Annotated in this window: 18 protein-coding genes; 7 read left to right on the top strand and 11 right to left on the bottom strand. The window is 56.3% G+C overall.

Annotated features, from left to right (window positions below; genetic code table 11):
* Positions 1 to 36: 36 nt before the first annotated feature.
* The gene (locus ACN0V1_RS11665) at positions 37 to 657 is read left to right on the top strand and encodes a riboflavin synthase subunit alpha (RefSeq protein WP_417545159.1); all 621 of its coding nucleotides are present in this window, start codon (positions 37 to 39) and stop codon (positions 655 to 657) included.
* A 13-nt stretch (positions 658 to 670) separates the two neighbouring features.
* Here ACN0V1_RS11665 and ACN0V1_RS11670 read toward each other — a convergent pair whose 3' ends face one another.
* From ACN0V1_RS11670 to ACN0V1_RS11685, 4 genes are all read right to left on the bottom strand, one after another.
* A complete protein-coding gene (locus tag ACN0V1_RS11670) occupies positions 671 to 1,825 on the bottom strand; it encodes a class I SAM-dependent methyltransferase (protein WP_417545160.1) in 1,155 nt (384 codons plus the stop codon).
* Positions 1,826 to 2,016: 191 nt separating this feature from the next.
* Complete coding sequence (locus tag ACN0V1_RS11675; protein WP_417545161.1) at positions 2,017 to 3,081, bottom strand: methyltransferase; 1,065 nt, start codon at positions 3,079 to 3,081, stop codon at positions 2,017 to 2,019.
* An 18-nt stretch (positions 3,082 to 3,099) separates the two neighbouring features.
* Positions 3,100 to 3,792: a carbonate dehydratase gene (gene can / locus ACN0V1_RS11680; protein WP_417545162.1), complete on the bottom strand. Its 693-nt coding sequence runs from the start codon at positions 3,790 to 3,792 to the stop codon at positions 3,100 to 3,102.
* 83 nt (positions 3,793 to 3,875) lie between these two features.
* Positions 3,876 to 8,762: an NAD-glutamate dehydrogenase gene (locus ACN0V1_RS11685; RefSeq protein WP_417545163.1), complete on the bottom strand. Its 4,887-nt coding sequence runs from the start codon at positions 8,760 to 8,762 to the stop codon at positions 3,876 to 3,878.
* 130 nt (positions 8,763 to 8,892) lie between these two features.
* On the opposite strand from ACN0V1_RS11685, the gene ACN0V1_RS11690 reads away from it, so the two are divergent.
* Genes ACN0V1_RS11690 through ACN0V1_RS11715 form a run of 6 tightly spaced genes read left to right on the top strand, consistent with a single transcriptional unit; the run spans position 8,893 to position 15,858 of the window.
* Positions 8,893 to 9,855 (top strand): AAA family ATPase, encoded by a 963-nt coding sequence (locus ACN0V1_RS11690; RefSeq protein ID WP_417545164.1) that lies wholly within the window; start codon positions 8,893 to 8,895, stop codon positions 9,853 to 9,855.
* An 8-nt stretch (positions 9,856 to 9,863) separates the two neighbouring features.
* Positions 9,864 to 10,796, top strand: a complete 933-nt coding sequence (locus ACN0V1_RS11695) for a DUF58 domain-containing protein (RefSeq protein WP_417545165.1) — start codon at positions 9,864 to 9,866, stop codon at positions 10,794 to 10,796.
* Positions 10,793 to 11,263 (top strand): DUF4381 domain-containing protein, encoded by a 471-nt coding sequence (locus tag ACN0V1_RS11700; RefSeq protein ID WP_417545166.1) that lies wholly within the window; start codon positions 10,793 to 10,795, stop codon positions 11,261 to 11,263. The genes ACN0V1_RS11695 and ACN0V1_RS11700 overlap by 4 nt, the downstream gene beginning before the upstream one ends.
* Positions 11,257 to 12,285 carry a vWA domain-containing protein gene (locus ACN0V1_RS11705; protein WP_417545167.1) on the top strand — a complete coding sequence of 343 codons (1,029 nt, stop codon included), beginning with the start codon at positions 11,257 to 11,259 and terminating at the stop codon, positions 12,283 to 12,285. The genes ACN0V1_RS11700 and ACN0V1_RS11705 overlap by 7 nt, the downstream gene beginning before the upstream one ends.
* Positions 12,278 to 14,107, top strand: a complete 1,830-nt coding sequence (locus ACN0V1_RS11710) for a VWA domain-containing protein (RefSeq protein ID WP_417545168.1) — start codon at positions 12,278 to 12,280, stop codon at positions 14,105 to 14,107. The genes ACN0V1_RS11705 and ACN0V1_RS11710 overlap by 8 nt, the downstream gene beginning before the upstream one ends.
* Entirely contained in the window at positions 14,101 to 15,858 is a 1,758-nt protein-coding gene (locus ACN0V1_RS11715; protein ID WP_417545169.1) for a BatD family protein, read from the top strand. The genes ACN0V1_RS11710 and ACN0V1_RS11715 overlap by 7 nt, the downstream gene beginning before the upstream one ends.
* Before the next feature lie 60 nt (positions 15,859 to 15,918).
* On the opposite strand, the gene ccmI is transcribed toward ACN0V1_RS11715, so the two are convergent.
* From ccmI to ccmC, 7 genes are all read right to left on the bottom strand, one after another.
* Positions 15,919 to 17,208, bottom strand: coding sequence for a c-type cytochrome biogenesis protein CcmI (gene ccmI, locus ACN0V1_RS11720; RefSeq protein WP_417545170.1), 1,290 nt, complete (start codon positions 17,206 to 17,208; stop codon positions 15,919 to 15,921).
* A 76-nt stretch (positions 17,209 to 17,284) separates the two neighbouring features.
* The gene (locus ACN0V1_RS11725; protein WP_417545171.1) at positions 17,285 to 17,764 is read right to left on the bottom strand and encodes a cytochrome c-type biogenesis protein; all 480 of its coding nucleotides are present in this window, start codon (positions 17,762 to 17,764) and stop codon (positions 17,285 to 17,287) included.
* A complete protein-coding gene (locus tag ACN0V1_RS11730; RefSeq protein WP_417545172.1) occupies positions 17,764 to 18,300 on the bottom strand; it encodes a DsbE family thiol:disulfide interchange protein in 537 nt (178 codons plus the stop codon). The genes ACN0V1_RS11725 and ACN0V1_RS11730 overlap by 1 nt, the downstream gene beginning before the upstream one ends.
* Positions 18,297 to 20,309: a heme lyase CcmF/NrfE family subunit gene (locus ACN0V1_RS11735; protein ID WP_417545173.1), complete on the bottom strand. Its 2,013-nt coding sequence runs from the start codon at positions 20,307 to 20,309 to the stop codon at positions 18,297 to 18,299. Before ACN0V1_RS11735 ends, ACN0V1_RS11730 begins: the two co-directional genes overlap by 4 nt.
* A gap of 39 nt (positions 20,310 to 20,348) precedes the next feature.
* The gene (gene ccmE / locus ACN0V1_RS11740) at positions 20,349 to 20,822 is read right to left on the bottom strand and encodes a cytochrome c maturation protein CcmE (protein WP_417545174.1); all 474 of its coding nucleotides are present in this window, start codon (positions 20,820 to 20,822) and stop codon (positions 20,349 to 20,351) included.
* A gap of 15 nt (positions 20,823 to 20,837) precedes the next feature.
* A complete protein-coding gene (gene ccmD, locus ACN0V1_RS11745; protein ID WP_292272888.1) occupies positions 20,838 to 21,077 on the bottom strand; it encodes a heme exporter protein CcmD in 240 nt (79 codons plus the stop codon).
* 3 nt (positions 21,078 to 21,080) lie between these two features.
* Entirely contained in the window at positions 21,081 to 21,824 is a 744-nt protein-coding gene (gene ccmC, locus ACN0V1_RS11750) for a heme ABC transporter permease CcmC (RefSeq protein WP_417545175.1), read from the bottom strand.
* Between the last annotated feature and the right edge of the window lie 30 nt (positions 21,825 to 21,854).

The raw sequence follows: 21,854 nt of genomic DNA on the forward strand, positions 1-21,854 counted from the left end.
TTCCCTTCTGTTATTGCTCCCTATATAGGCCTGCTTATGTTCACCGGTATTGTTCAGGGTATTGCTGTTGTTGAAGGTGTCACCGCTGCCACGGGGCTGAGTACCTTTGCAATCCGTTTGCCGGACAGTAAAACAGAAGGCGTAAACATTGGCGCGTCGGTCGCTATCAATGGCACCTGCCTTACGGTTACGCGCCAGGCCGGTAACGCACTGTTTTTTGACGCCATGCAGGAAACCCTGAGACGGACAACACTCGGCGGCCTGGTACCCGGAGATGCGGTCAACTTTGAAAGGGCAGCGCGGATCGGAGACGAAATTGGCGGCCATTTGCTCTCAGGGCACATACACACAACCGCAAACGTGGTTGAGATACTGCGCCCGGAAAACAATGTGATTATCTGGTTTGAGGTTCCGGATCAATGGGCTCGGTACATTTTCCCGAAAGGCTATATTGCGATCAACGGCGCCAGCCTGACCATTGGTCAAGTGGACGGAAACCGGTTCAACATACACCTGATTCCGGAAACCTTACGAGCCACAACCTTCGGCGTAATAGAAGAAGGCACGACGGTGAACATCGAAATCGACAGCCAGACACAAACCATAGTCGACACACTGGCGCGACTGGGCTACGACCGCCCTGCTTCGTCTTTGTAAAAAGACTCGGTATTCAGCCGCGCCAGGCTTCGAAGACGACAAACTTGGGGCTGGCATCCAACTGACGGACGTGCGGGAAGAACCGCTGCAAGCTGCGGTGGTAACCGAGGTGCCGGTTTCCAACCATAATCAGGCGACCGGTTTCAGACAGGCGCTGTGACGCCTGGTCGAATAGCCTCAAGGCAATATGGCCACCCACTACACCGCCTTCATGAAAGGGTGGATTTAACAGGATAAGCTCAAACGGACCCTTGTCGCCGGGAAGGCCGTCCGCGTGCAGGAACCAGGCCTTGGCCTTGGGGAATGCCGCTTCCGTGTTACGCCGGGCACTCAGAATTGCCTGACTGGACACGTCACTGAAGGTGATCTCGATTTCCGACTGCACAGCCAACGCGTTCAGCCCGAGAACACCATTCCCACAGGCCAGATCCAGCACTTGAGCGCCTGAGGCACATGGTTTCAATGCAGACCTAACGTGGGGCAGCATCAACCGCGTGCCAACATCCAGTTTCTCCCGCGCAAATACGGCGGGCATGGCTTCGACACGCAGGTCTCTGCCTGCAAACCCGCAATCCAACTCATAACCCTTCCAGGCGCCAGGCCAGCCGTCGATCCTGGCCTCACCGCGGCCACAGGTCATCATGCGGGCCTTTTTTTCGGCACGGCCCACGCTCCGAACTTCCACCGCGGCAGCGAAAACGTCGACGCTGCGATCTGGCAGATGTTTGATCATTCCGGCTGCCAGTATGACCCCATCAGGCTTCAGAGCACCATTGGCCCAGCGTAGCAGCCAGGCCAGATAGTCGACTTCCCGCGGAATCTTCAGCAGTATCAGGTCATAAGCTTTATCAGGTGGCTGCAGCCAACTGTATATCTGCGCCGGCGCCACAGTGCCCGGGTTCTGCCTCGCATTCACCGCCAGTGCATCGTTGAGCTGAGCGCCGTCGGCAACCACATCCGGCGCAAACCGGGACAAACCCAGCGTCAATGCGCCGTACTGGTCATCCACCACCAACACCCGGGAGTCAGGCGCGGCTTCCATACGGATGCACGCCTCCTGCAAGAGCAATTCATCGGCAGCACTCCAGGCGCGCAGGTTCGGGTCGTCGGTGCCGGGGCGGCTCAGAATCAGGCTACCAGCAGGAAAATCCAGCACAGCGGTTGTCATATCAGGCATCCAGGGGGAATTCGTGTAAAACATGCCATTTTAGGCTGATTACTCTAGAAAATAACCCTATTGTTCGGTTTGTTCACTTTAAGGAGGTTCTGATTGGCAGGGCTGTCCTTATACACTTTCGCGGTTAGCTCCGTTTTTTCCGGAAGCGAACCTTTTGCCCCTCACCCCAGGGGCTTTTTTCGTTATTGCCCCCGAAAAGCACGGTAAACGGTAAAACGCCCGTCTTCCCGTAAGCGTTCGACGCGCCCAATGTGGCGTTTGATCAGGGCGTCATAAGGCAGAAAACTGTTCGCCACAAGGCGCAACTCGCCACCGGGCTGCAAGTGCCGTTTCACGTCCTGAAGAAACTGCTCGGTCATGGACGTATCGGTTTTCACACCGGTATGGAAGGGGGGATTGCTGATAATCGCAGGCCAGAGGCCGTCAATACCCGCGAGGCCGTCGGAGGCAAAAATGGTGCCGGCTACGTTATTGCGCCGATAGGTTTCTCGTGCGCAGATGACCGCCTGGGACTGGACATCGACACCATCGATACTGGCAACAGGCGTTTCCCGCGCTGCCTGCCAGGCTTCAATCCAGGCGCCTATAACGCCAGAACCACAAGCAAAATCCAGCAAACGGTCAGCGCGAATCGGCTGTTCAGAAAAGGTTTCCAGCAACATTCGAGTTCCATTATCCAAACCATCCTGGCTGAAGATCCCCGGCAGGCCGGCAACGTCAATGGATACTCCCGAACACTCGATTCTGCTCCAGCCCAGCCAGTCCTGAACCCGAAACCCGGGCGCCGACTCAATCGCTTCTGCACACCAGACCTGGCAGTGGCGAGCACTGTCGACCTTGGAAGCCTGCGGGGCAACCGCTTTAAGCTGTTTGATGGCGCCGGCAATACCTTCCTTTTTTTCGCCGACCAGTATCAGTCGAGCATTTTCTACTGCCAGCGAGCGCGCCAAAGCCAAGCGCATCTCCAGCTCCGCGCGAGCTTTGGGCAAAAACACCACAACACTGTCGTAGCGGTTATCAGCCAGCGCCAGGTCATCATAACCAAAGCAGGCCTGCCAGCTTTCATGGTGCTCGATCGCACGAAAAACACCCGCGTGCTCGCTCATGGCAAGGCCGCTAACCGAAAGTTCTGGAAGCAGGTGTGCTGATGCGACCCCCAACAAAGCCAGCCGACCGGATAACAGGTGCTGGTTTTTAAGCAGCGCCTGATGGGAATTAGGTAAGCCGGACCCAGATATACTCTGCATGGGATGGAGGATGCCGTTTTACGGTGAAGACTGGACTGTTTTCTGACGGCCTGAACGCACAGGGCGTAATACCAGCTCATCCAGACTGTTCTGCTTGATCTTCTCCCAGTCTTCAGCGCCGGAAACTGACAAGCCCATATCCCGGAGTATGCCGTCTGCCAAATCGTATACGAAACCGTGAATATTCAGCCGCTGGCCGCGCTTCCAGGCTTCCTGAACAATGCTGTTCTGACACACATGTCCCACCTGCTCAATAACATTCAGCTCACACAGCCGATCAGCCTGATCATTCTCATTGTTACAAGCACTCAGTATGGACTGATGGCGGTCCCGCACATCCTGTACATGCCTCAGCCAGTTACTGATCAGCCCAAAACCCTCATTGCGCAGAGCAGTTCTGATACCACCGCAGCCGTAATGACCAACCACAAGAACATGTTTGACCTTCAGCACCTCTACGGCGAACTGCAAAACGGACAGGCAGTTGAAATCTGTGTGAACTACTACGTTAGCGACGTTCCGGTGCACAAAAAGCTCGCCGGGAGGCATATCAACAATCTGGTTGGCCGGCACTCGGCTGTCGGCACAGCCAATCCACAGATATTCCGGCGCCTGCTGATTCGACAGGCGATGAAAAAACTGCGGATCATCGGCTTTAATGCCCTCAGCCCAAGCACGGTTTTTTTCAAGAAGGTGGTCAAGTTGCCCCATTAACAGACTCCATTTCGTTGTTCCCGATCACGATTGAACGGGAATCCCGGTTTCAAAGCAATACCCAGTTTGTCTGAATCATGTTATGACACCAGTTCAGGTTGGCTGTCACCGTGGGGCTGATGCAGTGTACTTTGCGCCAGATCCAGCAACTCGCGCAGAGCAACCGAGAACATGGCGTACTCGGGCTCTCTCACCCCCTTGAGTTCCAGCAGCATGGATTTCCAACGGACGATCATGTGCTCGTGCCGCAGTAGCCAGCCGTCCACGCAGGCCGGCACGTCTTCCGGTTTCTCAGCCAGATTCAGAACACCTGTGGTCAGTGCGCGCTGTTGCCAGTCCAGATCTTCGCGGAAACTCTCACGCGCCAGCGCCTGCCAGTGCGAGGCCGGCTTGAGCTTGGCAATTGCGGTGGCAAACCAGTTCAGATCCAGCCGATCGCCCAGCTCATAATAGAGGTTTGCCACCGATTTCAGCGGCATACCTGTGACTTCCTGAGCCTCGATAATGCCAAGCGATGAATAAAGATAGCCGGTTCCGGACACCACAGATGCCAGCTCAGCCGGCAGCCCGGCACCAACCAGTTCTTCATTGCGCTTTTCCCAAACGGTGCGAGCCTGGTCTCCCAGATACTCCGGCAGGCCTGAGGTGATCGCCCAGACACTGTCGGCAAAACGCTCCATATGGTTCTGGATGCTCAGCTCCGCCCGGCGGTTACGTAATAACCAGCGCACAGACCGGCGCATCAGGCGCATCAGATCCTGCATCAGTTCCATCTGCAGCTGCGCCGATATGTGAAAATCGAGATCTTCGATCTTGTCCCACCAGTTATCAATCCGGAAGACGTCCCGGGTGATCAACCAGGCCAGCGCTATGGATGCGGCATCTGCTCCAGTGGACTGTTTCAGTCGCTCCACAAAAGTAATGCCCATGTGGTTAACCATGTCGTTGGCGACCTGCGTGGCAATAATCTCCCGCCGCAGTTGGTGCTCGCCGAGCTCTTTTGAGAACTTCTGAGTCAGATCCCGGGGAAACACCTTGTACATTTCACGAGCAAGCAGCGGATCGTCCGGCAAGCTGCTGTCTATGAGAGTCTGCTTCAGATCGCCTTTGACGTAGGAAATCAGAATCGACAGCTCAGGCCTGGTCAGCCCCTTCTTGTTCAGTTTGCGCTCAGACAGGGTTTCATCATCCGGCAGGAACTCCAGAGCCCGGTTGAGCTTGCCTTCGCTTTCAAAGGTGTTCATCAGCCTGCGATATTCTTCAAGGCGCGTTGCTGCATCCTCATTGGCAATACTGATCGCCTGCGTCTGCCGGTAGTTGTTCTTGAGAACCAGCGCGGCTACGTCGTCCGTCATTTCTTCCAGCATGACATTGCGCTGTTTGGAGGTCAGGTCTCCCATGGCAACAGCACGGTTGAGCAGGATCTTCATATTGACTTCATGATCCGAGCAATCAACACCGCCGGAGTTGTCAATAAAGTCAGTATTCAACCGCCCGCCCTTCAGGGCATAGTCAATGCGCCCCAGCTGGGTCATACCCAGATTGCCGCCCTCACCTACGATCTTGCAGCGCAGCTCTCCGCCGTTGATTCGCAGACCGTCGTTAGCTTTATCGCCAACGTCGCTGTGGGATTCGCCGCTGCCTTTGATGTATGTGCCGATGCCGCCGATCCAGAGCAGATCAACCTGGGCCTTCAGAATGTGGGATATCAGCATGTTCGGCGGTACCCGGTCAGAATTGATACCCAACAGCTTCTTGATCTCCGGGCTCAGCGGTATGGATTTCGCGTTGCGGTTAAACACACCACCGCCTTTGGATATCAGCTTGGTGTCGTAATCGGTCCAGGCCGAACGGGGCTTCTCGAACAGCCGCTTGCGTTCCTTGTAGCTCTTGGCAGCGTCTGGTGACGGATCAACAAAAATGTGGATATGGTTAAATGCTGCCACCAGGCGGGTTTTCTCGGAACTCAGCAGGCCGTTCCCGAAAACGTCCCCCGCCATATCGCCAATCCCAATAGCGGTAAACTCGTCCTCTGCCGGGTTAACACCTCGCTCACGGAAGTGACGCTCAACAGAAACCCAGGCGCCTCGGGCGGTAATGGCCATTTTCTTGTGGTCGTAGCCATTGCTGCCGCCAGAGGCAAATGCGTCGCCCATCCAGAAATTGTATTCCGCTGCCAGACCATTAGCGATATCAGAAAATGTAGCGGTACCTTTGTCGGCTGCCACAACCAGATAGTGATCGTCCGAATCGTGGCGAACCACGCGCTCTGGCGGCTGGATACCCGCATCTACCAGGTTGTCGGTAATGTCGAGCAGGCCCCGGATAAACGTCTTGTAGGCTGCAATGCCTTCTGCCTGGAAGGCTTCGCGGTCAGAGGAGTCCGGAAGACGCTTGGCAACAAAGCCGCCTTTGGCACCCACGGGAACAATAACCGCATTCTTTACTTGCTGGGCCTTCACCAGACCCAGAACCTCGGTGCGATAGTCCTCAAAGCGATCTGACCAACGCAAGCCGCCTCGGGCGACCTTGCCACCACGCAAGTGAACACCCTCAACACGAGGCGAGTACACGAATATCTCGTACACAGGCAGCGGCAGCGGCATGTCCGGAATCCCGGAAGGATCAAACTTCACACTGATGTAGGACTTGGGGCCACCCGCTTCGTCAAACTGATAATAGTTGGTGCGCAGAGTCGCCTGTATCAATTCCAGATAGAGGCGAAGCACGCGGTCTTCACTGAGGTTTTCTACCTCCTCGAGCCCCGCATTGAATTCGATTTCCAGTTTCTGCTGGGCAGCCTGGCTCTTACCCTTGCTCTGATAACGATCGGGGTTGAAACGTACCTCAAAATACTCCAGCAAAATCCGGGTGAGCTCAACATGATTCACCAGCGTGTTGGAGATGAAAGTCTGACTGTTGGAAAAGCGGATCTGGCGCATGTAGCGGGCATAAGTACGTAGCAGCGCAATTTCCCGCCAACTCATGTAAGAGGTAATGAGCATGCGGTTGAAAGCGTCATTTTCCGCTTCGCCGTACCACACCCGGTGAAACAGCTCCTCGAAGATGGGCCGGATCCGGTGGATATCCACTATTTTGCCGCTGTGGGCGTAAAGAGTGAAATCGTGTATCCATACGGTTTTGTTGTTGCGGTCGGTTACTTCAAACGGGTGCTCACCCAGAACGCGGAAGCCCAGATTGTCGAAAATGGGCATCACATCCGACAGCGGCAACTGCCCATCGGGGTAGAACAACTTGAAATGCAAGGTGCTTTCGTCTTCTTCCAGCGCTCGATAGAAGCTCATCGTCAGATCTTGACGAGTCGAAGCCGCCGAAATATGTTCAAGATCGATAGCCGCCCGGCGCGGCGAGAACATCTCGGTGTAGCTCGCGGGGAAGCCTGCGGCCCAAAGCCGATAAAGCTCGTTACCTTCCTCTTCGCCATAGGTCTCGCTCAAGGCACCCGAGAGACCATCGCGCCACGACTGAGCCATCTCGATGACTTTTTCCCGTATTTCAGCAATCGGCAGCTTACGGTTTTCAACCTGGGGTACACGAATGGTGAACTGTACACGCGCCAGCACAGACTCCGAGAAGTGCGTAACAAACTCGATATCTTGAGCTTCCAGCCGGTCCAGAAGCACCTGCTCTACCTTCAGGCGAAGCTCGGTGTTGTATATATCCCTCGGGAAAAACGCGAGGCAGGTTACGAACTGGCCGTATACGTCTTCGCGCATGAACAGCTCAATGCGGCGCCGCTCCTGTATGTACAGGATGTTTTTGGCGACATTCAACAGTTCATCCTCGGCGATCTGAAATAGCTCGTCACGGGGATAGAGAGTAAGAATCTGCTCCAGTTCTTTACCCGCGTAATCCGCACGCAGGAAGCCCGAGCGTTTCATCACATTCTGGAACTTGCGCTTGAGCAGTGGAATCTCATCTGGCCGCTCGTTGTACGCGCGGGAAGTATACAGCCCGAGGAAACGGCGCTCACCAACCACTTCACCCTTTTTGTTGAACTTCTTGACGGCAATATAATCCGGGTAAGCGGGGCGGTGAACCCGCGAACGCTGGGCAGACTTGGCGAAAATGAAAATATCATCGGCTCGCGTCATCTCATGACGTGTACGTTGGGGCAACGCGTTGAGACGAACCCGGTCTGGTCGCTCGTTGTTCACACGGAGTATCCCTAGCTCGGAATTCTCCACGCGGCGAACCATCATGCCCGACTTGTCACTGGCAAAGTCGTACTCATCGTAGCCGAGGAAAGTAAAGTGATCGCGCGCCAGCCATTCCAGAAACGCACGAGCCTCCTCCTTTTGCTCGCTGCTGATGCCGGCGGTATCATCCAATTCTTTAATGATCTGGCTGACCTTTTCAGTCACAACCGGGAAGTCCGCGACTGCAATGCGTACCTCGTGCAATACGGTTTGCAACGTCTGCTCCAGATCTTTCAGGTCCTCTGGATTACTATGCCTGTCGATTTCCAGAACGATAAATGCTTCGTAAGCAGACGCGGAATCACTTTTTTTGATCGCCATTAGCTTCTTGAGCTTGCCGGCCTTGTCGCGTTCTACCTGGAGAATGGAGTGCTGGATCGAGTGCGTTCCGATTTCTCGCTGATTAACCGCTATGCGCAGGGAATCAATCAGAAACGGAATGTTAGGGTGCAGAATAAACACAACAGTGTGTGTGGATTGCCAGCCGTCGCTCTCGAGATCCGGATTGAACACTGCGACAGGCGTTTCCTCGGCGCTGCGTTTCTGCAGAAACTGCCAGGCTGCCAGTGCCGCACCGTAGGTATCGGAGAGGCGCCGGCTAATGAGCTCCTCCAGAGGAATATGGGCGTAATGCTGCTTTACAAATTCGCTGATTTTCTTGGCTTCGGCTTTGGCAATTTTTCTGGAAAACTCTTCAGCCAAAAGCTCAAAAAACTGATCTTTGCTGGCCACTGTCAGCGCATTCATGGGCGACCTCAGATAGTGTGAAGTAAACGTAATCGGGATATCGTGAGATAAGCATAGTCAAACCCTTGATTTTTGCCGGCCAGACACCAAAACTGCGGCAACTACTTACGCACGAGAGCAATCACTTCCAATGTCGTTACAGCATACGTTCGGAGAATTAAGGACACAGTTAGCCAAAAGGATTATCGGGCAGGAAAAACTGGTTGACCGCCTTCTCATTGCATTGCTTGCCGATGGACACCTCCTGGTTGAAGGCGCTCCGGGGCTAGCTAAAACCACCGCCATAAAGGCCTTGGCCGATCATCTTACCGGTGACTTCCATCGCATCCAGTTCACCCCGGATCTTTTGCCATCAGACGTCACCGGCAGCGAGATCTACCGTGCCGAAACCGGGTTGTTCGAGTTTCAACGTGGGCCGATTTTTCACAACCTGGTGTTGGCGGATGAAATCAACAGGGCACCGGCCAAAGTACAGTCCGCCCTGCTTGAGGCCATGGGCGAGCGCCAGGTCAGTGTGGGCATGCGCACATTCCCGCTTGATCGCCTGTTTATGGTGATGGCAACCCAGAACCCTATTGAGCAGGAAGGTACTTACCCACTTCCCGAAGCCCAGCTTGACCGCTTCCTGATGCATGTGGTGATTGGTTACCCGTCTGCACAGGCCGAACAAGCCATTCTCCACCTGGCCAGAAGTGACTACCGCCAGGGTCAGCCGACCACTGATGTTCGCCTGACTGCCGACCAGGTGTTTGAAGCCCGGACGGAAGTTGCGGATATCTTCATGGCCGAGCCGGTTGAGCAATATTTGCTGGCCCTGGTTCTGGCAACAAGAGACCCGGGCACCCTGGACCCGGAGTTGGCACGCTGGACGGCTTTCGGCGCCAGTCCGCGAGGCACTATTGCCCTGGACCGCTGCGCCCGCGCCATTGCGTGGCTCGACGGCAGGGATTATGTAACGCCAGACGATGTTCGCGCGGTAGCCTTCGATGTACTCCGGCACAGGATTCTGCTGACCTTTGAAGCCGAGGCGGAAGGCGTAACATCCGATACAGTAATACAACGCCTGATTGAACGTTTGCCAGTGAGCGCCTGAGGCTGGCCATGGACGTAACCGCCAGCGATGCAACAACCCGCATCAGCCTGCAGGCACTCATCCGCCTACAGGCTGATGCCAGGGCGCTCAAGCTGCCATCGGCACGCCCGGCCCGAGCACGCCAGGCCGGGCTCCAGCACTCCTCGCAGCGCGGGAGAGGGATGGCATTTGCCGAAGTGCGGCTTTACCAGCCGGGAGACGATATCCGCAGTATTGACTGGCGCGTAACGGCCCGGCGTCAAGCCCCCCACACCAAGCTTTATGAAGAGGAACGGGAACGCCCTGTACTGTTGATCTGCGACCTTGGCCCCACCCTGTTCTTTGCCAGCACTGGTGCCTTCAAGCAGGTACGCTGCGCCCAGCTTGCCGCCATTCTGGCCTGGCTCGCACTGTCGGCAGGGGACCAGGTAGGCGGCATTGTTTTTAACGGCAACACCTTGACCGTTCAGCGCCCGGCACGGCGCAAGAAATCCGTGCTGCGACTGCTGGATACGCTTGCCAGCCAGCAACGCTCACATATAGACAGCCCTGCATCCGAAACCACCCTTGATACCGCCCTTGCAGAAGCCCGCAGAGTCGCCCATACGGGCAGCAGAATCTTTGTCATCAGCGATTTTCTCGGCATCTCTGAGAACACCACCTCTTTACTCGGTGCGCTGGCTCGTCACAACAGTGTCAGCGCACTGCGGGTTGTCGACCCATTGGAGCAGGAGTTGCCGCAACGTGGGCGCTTTGCCATCGCGGGAGCAGACGGCCCGGTGTGGTTTGATGCGTCCAATAGCAGCTTTCAACAGGCCTGGAGTGAAAAAATCAGCCGTCATGAAACCGCTCTTGAGGAGTGCTTCCGTTTGGCTGGTGTCGGGGCAACAGACGTTTCTACCCGAGAGGCACCGGCTGTAAGCCTTAAGTCCATACTTGGGCCCGGAGGACGAATCGGATGATGCCAGACGACCCCCTGAGCCAACTCCGGGATATCCACCTGCCACAAACCGGAGGCTTCTGGCCGCCGGCGCCGGGCTGGTGGGTTCTGGTTGTTGTGCTGCTTTTTGCAGTCGCTGCTCTGGTATGGCTGGCCCGTCGTCGTCACCGCCGAAACCGCTGGTTGAGACTGGCGCGAGCCGAGTTGGCCATCCTCGAACATACTGCGTCAAAAGAACCACAGTGGTTTGCGCACCTGAATACGCTGCTGAAGCGAGTCGCACGGGAACGCTACCCGGATGAACATCCCGAGGCACAATCCGGAGAACAATGGACCGCCTGCCTGTTAAGCCATCTCCCCGAGGGCAAGATTGCACAGCGACCGGTTGTTGAAGCGCTGGTCAACAGCGCCTGGCAGCCGCAGCCAGCGGCCGAGCCCATACAGGCTCTGGATTTCGCCCGAACCTGGCTGGAGGCGCAGAAATGCTGAGCCTCGCTTACCCTTGGGCACTCCTGCTGATTCTGGCGCCCGTGCTATTGCAATGGAGAAAGCCGGCTGCGCAAACCGTAGATGCTCCAGTATTTCCAGTTGGTCACTGGCTCTCGGATCTGCCCGGTGTGACTCGCCAGGGCAATACCATACCGCGCTGGCAAACCCTGATCCTGTTGCTGGCCTGGGCGCTTCTGGTGCTGGCACTGGCTCGCCCACAGCATGTGGGCAAGCAGGTTCAGATGCCCGTAACCGGGCGCGATCTAATGCTCGTTGTGGACATCTCCCCTAGTATGGAAGAACAGGACATGGTCATTCAGGGCCGCAGCATTAACCGCCTGCAGGCTGTAAAAAAAGTACTGAATGAATTTATTGCCCGCCGCAAGGGCGACAGACTTGGCCTGATATTGTTCGGCACAGAGCCCTATGTCCAGGCGCCTCTTACGTTCGATCTTGCAACTCTTGAAACGCTTTTACAGGAATCAGGGATTGGTATGGCCGGTCGTGCAACTGCCATTGGGGATGCCGTTGGCCTGGCAACCAAGCGTTTGAGGAACAGGCCCCAGCAACAGAGGGTTGTAGTGCTGCTTACAGATGGCGCCAATACTGCCGGCGAAATTACGCCCGACACAGCCACAGAGATAGCCGCCGCCGCTGGCATTCGCCTTTACACCATCGGTATTGGTGCCGAATCCATGGTCCAGCGAGGATTGCTCGGCTCACGCCGGGTGAACCCTTCCAGAGATCTGGACGAAAACCTGCTTATTCGAATGGCCCAACAAACCGGTGGAGAGTATTTTCGGGCTCGCAGCCTGCCGGAACTGGAGCTCATCTACGAAACCATCAACCAGCTCGAACCCATTGAGCTGGATGGCAAATTCTACCGCCCGGTTACCGACCTGTTTTTCTGGCCAGCCGGCTTGGCGGTGGCGCTTTGGTCAGGTCTTTTCCTGTACCGGCGCAAGGCAGGCAAGCTGACCCTCACTCGACCGAGCACCAAGGGGGGCGCAAACCATGGCTGACGTCCATTTCCTGCGCCCGCTCTGGCTTCTGTTATTGCTGGTTGTGCCCGTGCTTTACCTCGCGTTGAAAGGAAAAGGCTCCGGAGACAGCGGCTGGTCTGGCCTGATCCCTGAGCAACTTTTGTCCCCGGTGATCCGGCGATATGGCGGTGCCGCGGAAACACGCGGCTCCAGTTTTGTGCCCGCAATCAGCGCTGTTGTCATCCTGGCTATTGCGCTGGCGGGACCCGCCTGGCGTGAGGCCCCCACTCCCCTGAAAAAACCGGGGGATAGCCTGGTGATTGTGCTCGATCTGTCCTTGTCCATGCTTGCAACGGATCTGGAGCCCGACCGCCTGACCCGTGCAAAACGCAAGATCCGCGATATTCTGGCTGTTCGTGAGGGCAGCCTGACAGCGCTGGTGGTGTATTCAGGGGACGCACACGTTGTGACCCCCCTGACAGACGACAGCAACACGCTAACGGGCATGCTCAACGTCCTCGACCCGATCATCATGCCGGTTCAGGGCAATCGCGCCGACCTGGCCGTTTCCAGGGCCCTGGCTCTTCTGCAGCGGGGCGCTCCGGGCCAAGGCCGCGTTCTGTTGATTACTGATGGTGTATCCGAGCGCTATCTCACGCCCATCAGCAACGAGCTCGCCGATACCGGATTCACTCTGAGTACCCTGGCGGCTGGCACCCGCGACGGCGGCCCTATTCCCCTTGCACGGCGTGGCTTTATCCGCGACAACGGCAACATTGTCATAACACGTACCGACCCGGACATGCTCGCGGAGCTCGCCCGTAATAGCGGCGGCGCAAGCCATGAGCTAACGCTGGATGACAGCGACATAGAGGCCCTGAACCTCAGCCCTGAAGAATCAGACGAGTGGCAGGACACGAACACCGGGCTCACTATCGACCGCTGGAAAGATGATGGCTATTGGTTGTTGTGGCTGGCCCTGCCGTTGCTGTTACTGGGCTGGCGCCGAGGTGCCTTCACCGCGATGGCGTTGATTCTGATGCCCGCGATACCGCAGCCTGCTGCGGCCATGGATTGGGGCAGCCTCTGGCAACGGGAAGATCAAAGAGCGGAAGAGCTGATTCATGAAGATCCCGGTGCGGCAGCAACGATACTGGACTCCCCGGAATGGCGGGGCTCTGCGCTTTATCGTGCCGAGCGCTATGACGAAGCTGCCAAAGTCTTTGAAGGGGCAGACACGGCCCTTGCAGATTACAATCGCGGCAATGCTCTGGCCCGCGCCGGAAAGCTGCAAGAGGCTCTTGAGGCCTACGATAGCGCGCTGGACCGTAATCCCGATATGGAAGATGCCCGCGCAAACCGGCAACTGGTAGAAGATCTGCTCAAGCAGCAAGAGAAATCCGACCAGGATCAGGGCAACGGCGATCCGAACGACTCAGATTCATCCGGTGAAAACAGCCAGCAGGAAAGCCCTTCCGATGCGTCCGGTGAAAACCAGGATTCCGACAGCGCCCAGAATTCTCAAAATTCCGACACTGAATCAGAGCCGTCCCAAGGCAGTCCTGACGAACAGGAGCAGAGCGGCGACCAGAAAGCGTCTGGCGAAGAGCAGCCCGAAGACAGTTCTGAAAATAACGCTCAAACCGATTCTGAAAGCAACGGTGCAAATGATCAAGCCGCAGAGCCTGGCGCTGAGGAAGTTCAGGCGCCTGCGCCGGTATCCGAAACGCCGCTTACGCAGAGCCAGGAGCAATCGCTGCGCCGGGTGCCCGATAACCCCGGCGGGCTTTTACAGCGAAAATTCCTGCAACAGTATCAGGAACGCCAGACACCATCTGACAAGGGCGACACACCATGGTAAAATGGTTGATTATTCCGACAATCTGGCTGGTTGTTTCTGCAATCCTGATGGCTATCTGGCTGCCAGCCCATGCCGGCGAGCTCACCGCTGAACCTGACAGAACCCGGCTGTACGAAGGTGAAGTCCTGACGCTCACCGTTAAAGGCAGCACAAAGATCGATATCAATTTGAGCAATCTTTTCGATTTCGATATCTCAAGCCTGCCTTCGCCGGATATTGAAAAGGTTACTCCGGATTTCGAAATACTGGCTCGCAATCAGCAGTACAGCATTCGCACCGTCAACGGCGACATGGTGGGAGAAATAACCTGGACATACCAGCTTGCGCCTACGTCCACCGGAGAGATCACCATCCCCGCCCTTACCTTCAAGGATTCCGTATCCAGACCGGTAACCATAGAGGTGGTAGACGGCAACCCTCCAGATCAGGCAGACACTAGCCGGGAAAGCTTCATTGAGCTGTCAGCAGACAAGGCAGAGGTATACGTTCAGGAGCAACTGATTCTGACAGTGAGGTTGTTTTTCCAGGGCAATCTTATCCGTGGCGAGCTATCCGACCCACAGCACCCCAACGCGATCATCGAATCCCTGGGGAAACAGCGCGAGTTTTCCCGAGACCGCGATGGCGTACGATACCGGGTGGTAGAGCGGCGCTATGCATTGTTTCCGCAAAAACCGGGCTCTCTGAACCTGCCTGCCATTCGTTTCGAGGGCCAGGCCAGAGATGCCGATGGCTCGCTCCGATTCCTGCGGGACAGTGCTGAGCTGTTTGAGGTGCAGGTCAAAGATGTTCCACAGGAGTTCAGTGGCTCGACCTGGCTCCCGGCTACCGACCTTACTCTGGCCGAAGCCGGCATGCCGCCAACGCTGAACCTGAAGACCGGCGATAACCTCACACGCACACTCAGCCTGCAAGCAACCGGACTACCTTCAGAGGCATTGCCGCCCCTGCCAGACTCTGTACCGGACGGGCTTCGCAGCTATCCAGAAGCAGCCCAACGGAACGCCAGCAGCGGCCCGGAAGGTATTACGTCCACGCTTACGCAAACCCGGGCACTGGTTCCTGTTGAAGCCGGTAAACTCGTGCTTCCGGCAATCCGCATCCCCTGGTGGGATACGCAATCCGACAGCGAAAAGGTCGCCGTGATCCCGGCACAGACCCTTAATGTAACTCCCGCAAATGGTACAACCATGCCCTCTTCAGGCGCCGCCGGTAGCTCGGCCACGGCCACCGAAACCAACAGCGAACAGAGTGCTTCGAGCGCGGGCGCTGCTACCGACGGTCACAGGTTCTGGCAATGGGTAAGCTTAGCGCTGGCCGGAATATGGGTTCTGACCATGTTGGCCTGGTGGCGCACTCGCAGAGTCACATCCCGGACATCTGCCAATACCGACTCTGAAGGCGCCGGAAATGAGGGAGCGTTATTTGAGCAACTGCTTAATGCCGCAAAGGAAGGCCGTACCTCAACACCCGGGCTATTTGTGAGCTGGGCAAATTTACGCTGGCCCGGCTACAATTTCCGATCTGCAAAGGACATTTTCAGCGTGTTACCGGCAGCCGATCTTGAGCAGGAGCTCGACCGGTTACAGGCACACCTTTTCAGCCGTGATCATTCAGGTGGCGAGAGAAGCAACAAAACGTGGGATGGCAGTGCTTTGGTCAACGCGCTCAAGCAAGTCCGAAAGAAGGTGGACGCCCCGTCTTCAGAGACCGGCTTGCCGCCACTCTACCCCAACAAACTCTCGGTGTAGAGGCAGGCCTGGCGGCAATTCAAAACTCCCAGGAGACTCTATGAGCCGGTATTCACCGGCTCAGTTAATCAGTTGTTGATCAATAACCAACTCGACCGGCGAGCCCGGAACCCCTGAAACAGCAACGGGCGAATCTGTACTGCCCTCCCAGTCACCCGGCTGCGCGTTGATATTGCCCGAGCGAGTGAGGCGAGCGGTCACAACCACTTCTTCTACGCCGGATATAACCGCTTGTGGCGCCATCGCATGACGGTCATCCAGGCGGATCTCAACGGGCAATGCGCCAGCGGTCAATCTGACAACGGCTAAGGGCGGCCCGCCCTGAGTGTTGGCAGCGCGGGCAAAAAGGAACAGCGTCGTATCGTCAGGAATATCCTTCTGAAATGCCTCATCCAGAGTCACCCGAACGGTAACGCCAGCGCCCTCTTGGACCACGCTGTCATCGGGAGCCGAGAGTGCGGATTTTTCGGCTGGCGGCTGTTCACCAAGACGCGTATATGCTTCTTTTATGCCACCCTGAATTGAAGCCAACTGCGGATGATCCGGCGCGACGGTCTGGATGCGTTCCCAGTAATTGATCGCGTCACGATAATTACCCTGACTGAATGAATGGATACCCAACAGACCAAGCGAGTTAACCTCATCGGGGTTCAGTGCCCTCGCCTCCTCAATCGCAGAGGTCACGGCCTGGGTCATGGCACCCTGGCTGTGGAAAAACTGCGCCTGAGCCGCCAGACCCAAGGCTATAGCCCTGGAGCCATCATCGGCACGGACGCTGTCAGCCAGTTGCCGGAATGCCCAGGCGGCATCTTCATGCCGCTCCAGGCGCATATAGGTCTGGCCCAGCATGGCCCAGCCGTCCGGGTTGTCGGGGCTGGCTTCAAGCCGCGCACGCAGTTGCTGAGTCAGTTCACTCATTTGCGCTGCCCGGGCATCATCCGAGCTACCCAATTCCTGCATGGCAACAAATGCTTCGACGCTGTCCATCGCGCCCCACTCTTCGTAGAGCAGAACCGTGGCAGCAGGAATCAGAAGTATTGAGAGCAAAGCGACGGCCATGGCGGCCTTGTGGCCCGGTACCGTTTTGGCGACAACCTCGTTCTCCGGAACATCGTCCAGCATGGCGCCGGCGAGTTCTTCCCGGAGTTGCCGGTAGTTTCCGGTATCAAGAATGCCCGCCTCGTGCTCTTTTTCCAGTTCGGCCATGCGGCCACGATAGGCCATCAGGTTCTGGTTCCTGAGGTCTGTCTGCTGTCGGGCGTCCCGACGATTAAACAGCACTGGGTAGAGTACAAATGCCAAGGCGAGGATGATCAGTACCGTTGCGGCAATCCAGAAAGTTTCAGTCATGGAGATATCGTCACAGGTTCAAAAATGAATAAACGGTGCATGTTGCTGCGAAGTCAGGCGTTGCTCTTCCAGGTAATCAGGCGCTGCCGCCCTCATTCCGTTCCGCGAGCATTTTATCAATGCGGGCTCGCTCCTCACTGCTCAGTGCCGGCGCTGCCGTACCGGCCCTCCGGGAGCGAACAACGACTCCGACGACCACAAGAAGGCCCCCCAGAACGGCAATCACGGGAGTTGCCCAGAGCACGAGCGTACGGCTGTCCAGATCCGGCTTGTATTTGACGAACTCACCAAAGCGACCCACCAGAGATTCGACAATTTCTTCGTTGCTGGCGCCATCCAGCATCATCTGATAGACCTCGTTTCTCATATCTTTGGAAATAGGCGAGTTTGAGTCCGCAATGTTCTGGTTCTGACACTTGGGGCACCGAAGCTCAGCAATCAGATTCTGATAACGCTGCTCTTCACCACGGCTTTCAAAACCATAAACGGCAGAAACGTCCGCAACGGAAAAACCGGATGCCGTAATCGCCAAAAGGAAACACGCCATACGGAGCATCAGCCGTTCTCCCGCGCTTCGTTAATCACCGGCAACAGAATCTTCTCCCATACCTCGCCGTTGACCACACCCACATGGCGATACCGCACAACACCGGAGGCATCAATAACAAAGGTTTCCGGTGCACCATACACACCCAGATCAAAACCCAACGTGCCTTTGGGATCATAGATAACCGTGCGGTAGGGATCCCCCAGCCTGTCCAGCCAGACCAAAGCATCGTCACGGTTGTCCTTATAGTTCAGCCCGATAATCGCAACCTTCTTTTCCCGGGAAACCCTCATGAGGTCGTCATGCTCGTCCCGGCAAGCAGGGCACCAGGTGCCCCAGACGTTCAGAAGGGTAACTTCGCCCCGGAACAGGCCCTCATCCAGAGAACTATCAGGACTTTTCAGGCTTTTGAGACTGAATACAGGAACCTGTTTTCCGATCAGAGCTGAATCAAGCTTGGTGGGATCTTTGCCGATACCGGCAAACAGAAAAACACCCACTACGACGGCCACCAATAAGGGCAGAAACAACAGAAACCGCTTCATGAAACCGCTCCCGCCGTGCCTTGGGCATCGGTCTGCGCTGGCGACAATTTTGCTGAGGATACTGAGCGCTCGGTAGCTCGCTCACGAATCCGGTAGCGGCGGTCCGACACAGCCAGAAAGCCACCGGCAGCCATAAACAGTGCCCCCAGCCACAGCCATCGGATCAGCGGCTTATACTGGAGCCTTATGGCCCAGGCGTTATCTGAAATACGCTCACCCACCGCAACGAAGATATCCCGAAACAGGCCTGCATCGATATCCGCTTCGGTCATGACGCTCATGCCAACGGCATACTGGCGCTTCTCAGGATGCAATTCGGCGATCTTTTTGCCGTCGAGCATGACCTCAAACGTGCCGTACTGGGCTGTGAAATTCTGGCCGCGCCGCTCACCGATGTCGACAAAGAGGAACTGATAGTCACCTACCTCGGCGACATCGCCAGGCACCATACGGACATCACGCTCGATACCGTAGTTCGACACAACGGTTGCGCCGGCCATGGTGATGGCGAGGCCGAGATGCCCAAGCACCATTCCGTAGTAACTGCGAGACTGGCGTTTGAGCCCGTGGACTCGCCCCTTTTTGGAAGAAGATTTGTCCCACAGGTCCCAGAAGGTCGCCGAGGTTACCCAGACGGCTGTAAATACGCCAAGAAAGGCCCAAGGCGTGAACCCACCATAACCGACCATAGTCGCCGTGGTGAGCAGCATACTCACCGCCAGTGGCCACAACAGCTTGCGCGCAAGCCAGCCGGCATCTGTTTTCTTCCAGCGGGAAAAGGTGCCGACGCCAAGCAGAAGGCCGGCCGCCACCGCAAGTGGACTGAAAGTGAGATTAAAGAATGGCTCGCCGATTGAGATTTTGCCCAAATCAAAGAAATCAAGAACCAGCGGGTACAGGGTACCTACAGCTACCAGCAGCGTCGCGGATACCAGCAGCACGTTGTTCAGCAACAGGAATATTTCCCGCGAAAGAGAGCCGTAGCGTGAACGTACATGAACAACAGGTGCTCTGAATGCATAGAGAATGAGGCTCGCAAGAACCGTGATCGCCAGCAAAATCAGAAGGAAGGTGCCTCGCTCAGGGTCTGATGCAAAAGCATGGACTGAAGTGAGTACGCCTGAACGAACAAGGAAGGTGCCCAGAAGGCTCAGCGCAAAAGTGACAATCGCCAGCAGCACCGTCCAGCTTTTGAACACACCGCGTTTTTCCGTCACTGCCAGTGAGTGCATCAGAGCCGTACCGGATAACCAGGGCAACAGGGAGGCGTTCTCAACCGGATCCCAGAACCACCAGCCGCCCCAGCCAAGTTCGTAGTAGGCCCACCAGCTTCCAAGGGCGATACCGACGGAAAGAAATGCCCAGGCAACGGTGGTCCAGGGCCGTGACCACCTGGCCCAAGCGGCATCCAGCCGGCCGTTAATCAATGCCGCAATGGCAAATGCAAAGGCCACCGCAAAGCCAACGTAGCCCATGTAAAGCATAGGCGGATGAACAATCAGCCCAAAGTCCTGCAGAAGCGGGTTCAGGTCTGCACCATCAGACGGCACATTGGGCAGCAAACGGTCGAAAGGGTTCGACGTAACAATAATAAAGAGCATGAACCCGACACTCACCATGCCCAGAACCGACAACACTTGTGAAATCATCACAGAAGGCAAACGACGGCTGAAAATGGCAACTGCCATCGTCCACCCCGTCAGCATCAGTATCCAAAGCAGCAGTGAACCCTCATGACCACCCCACACGGCGCTGAACTTGTAGTACCAGGGCAGCATGCTGTTGCTGTTGTTGGCCACGTAAGCTACGGAGAAATCATCCGTTAAAAACGCGTGGGTCAGCACTGCAAATGACAGCCCGACAAACACAAACATGCCGGTGGTCAGAGGGCGCGCAAATGCCTGGAGATTGTCCCGGCCGGTGAGTGAGCCAACCAGGGGTACAACCGAAAGAAGCACTGCCAGCAACAGCGCGAGTATCAGTGCAAGCTGTCCGAGTTCGGGATACATCAAAGCTCTCCAGGAATCAGGCTGTTGATTGAGGTGTGTTTAGTAGGTTGCCGGTTTGGCAGTGTCAGACATCGGCATACCCTCGGCTTTTGAAGCCTTTTCCAGTGCGCTGGCAACTTCCGGCGGCATGTAGTTTTCATCATGCTTGGCCAGAACCTGGTCCGCTACAAAGCGGCCTTTGTTGTTGAGCCGGCCCATGGCAACGATACCCTGCCCTTCCGCAAACAGGTCCGGCAGGATGCCGACGTACTCAACCGGCACTGAGGCATTAAAGTCGGTTACCAGGAACTCCACTTTCAGGCTTTCCGGGTCTCGTACAACCGAGCCTTCTTCGACCATACCGCCTGCGCGGATTCGCACATCAACCGGCGCTTCCCCGGCAGAAATCTGGCTTGGGTCGTAAAACAGATTGATGTTCTGGCGCAGCGCGTAAGTAGTCAGTGCCACCGCGACGGAGAGCCCTATCAGCAGAAACAGAACAATGGTCAGCCGCTTTTTACGGATCGGATGCATTTACATACCTGTTAGTCAGTCTTGGGAAACGTTTACGCGCGCGAAGGACGCAGAGGTCGCTGGAGCCGCCGCCACTGTACTCTTTTCAGCCTGAAACTCATAACCGCGACGGCAGGACTCAATGATCGCATTCCTGCTTCGTACCGACCCGATCATCATCAGTGCCATCAACACGAAAAACACTGCGTAGCAGGCCCAGACATAGGGGCCGTGGCCTTCCATCGCGATAAAGGCAGAAAAGGAATCAAATGCCATTGCTCAGACCCTTCCTTTCATTACGAATTCTTTTACCCACCGGGTGCGTTGCTCCCGGGACAAAATCTCTGTCTGCATGCGAACACAGGCCAGCCAGCCAAAAATCAGGTACAGGCCCAGTACTGATAACAGCAGCGGCACCCACATTTCCGCCGGCATGGACGGTTTTTCTGTGAGTTTGAACGTCGCGGGCTGGTGCAGTGTATTCCACCACTCCACGGAATATTTGATAATGGGGATATTCACTACCCCTACCAGCACCAGCACCGCAACCGCGCGGGCAGCGGACTTCTCGTCATTAATAGCACGGTCCAGTGCAATGACACCGCCGTACAGAAACAGCAGTATCAACATGGACGTTAGCCGTGCATCCCATATCCACCAGGTGCCCCAGGTTGGTTTGCCCCAGACAGCGCCGGTAAAAAGCGCCAGAAACGTAAGCACCAGACCGACCGGCGCAACCGCCTTGACGAACACATCGGCCAGCTTCATGCGCCAGACCAGTGTTACAAGGGCCGCAGACGCCATCATGATGTATACCGACTGCGCCATAAACGCCGTAGGAACATGAATAAAAATAATCCGATAGCTGTTGCCCTGAAGGTAATCCTTGGGCGCAAACGCCAGACCCCAGACAACGCCGGCCATAAGCAACAGTAGGCCGCCCGCCAGCAGCCAGGGCATGAACCGGGTGGATATCCCGAAAAACCACTTAGGGGAACCCAGTTTGTGAAAAAATTGCCACATCAGATGGTCACCGTCCTACCGTTTACCTTG

The organism is Marinobacter sp., from assembly GCF_048266785.1.
Classification (GTDB): domain Bacteria; phylum Pseudomonadota; class Gammaproteobacteria; order Pseudomonadales; family Oleiphilaceae; genus Marinobacter.